Source organism: Psychrobacter sp. T6-1 (genome assembly GCF_052258445.1).
Genome location: NZ_JBQQFC010000712.1, coordinates 1 through 683, shown reverse-complemented (window position 1 = coordinate 683; position 683 = coordinate 1). Strand labels below are relative to the sequence as shown.

Below are 683 nucleotides of genomic sequence, written 5' to 3'. Positions count from 1 at the left end.
ATCAGCTTTAAAGAAGGCACACAAAAACAGGTCACGCTAAGCGGACAACAGAGCACGCTGTTTGAATACGAAGCGGGTACTAATGGCTTGTACTATTATCAAGTCGTTGTGCCACTCACGGATGCTATCAATAAAGCTAATACGAACTCTGTATCTGATAATCTACCAGCCAACGATGTTATCAATCATCCGCTATTACCGATTTATTTAAGCTTGCTATCAGAGCTGGGTACGGACTCGCTAGATGCTTACGAGATGCAAGCCAAACAAGCGGCGCATTCCTCAGGCGTTACCGCGCGTATTAGCCAGCGTACTAGCATCGATGATAGCCAAACGATTAGCAGCTACTTTGTGGTCGCAACACGCGCGCTTAATCGTAAGCCTGAGGCGATCGATCTGCTCAAAGAAGTCATGGAGCATAGTGTCTTTAGTGAGCATGACCGTATCAAAGAGATCTTGCAGCAGCGCGCTGCCAGTTGGCAGTCAAGACTTGCTGGCGCAGGTCACGCCTACGCGCTGCAAACGGCCAGTCGCGGCATGAGCCGTCAAGCGCAGCTTGAATACGTTCGTAGCGGCTTGCCAGCATTAAACGCACTCAAGGACTTCTTGGGTCATGCCAGCGATGACGCGGCGCAATGGGACAAGCTTGCAATGAGTTTGATGGACTTACATCAGCGTCTAAT

The 683-nt window shown here is 49.8% G+C and carries 1 pseudogene; it reads left to right on the top strand.

Features of this window, described 5'->3' with window-relative positions:
- Positions 1 to 683 (top strand): annotated as a pseudogene (locus tag ACTXGO_RS15565) (insulinase family protein); the annotation flags it as partial.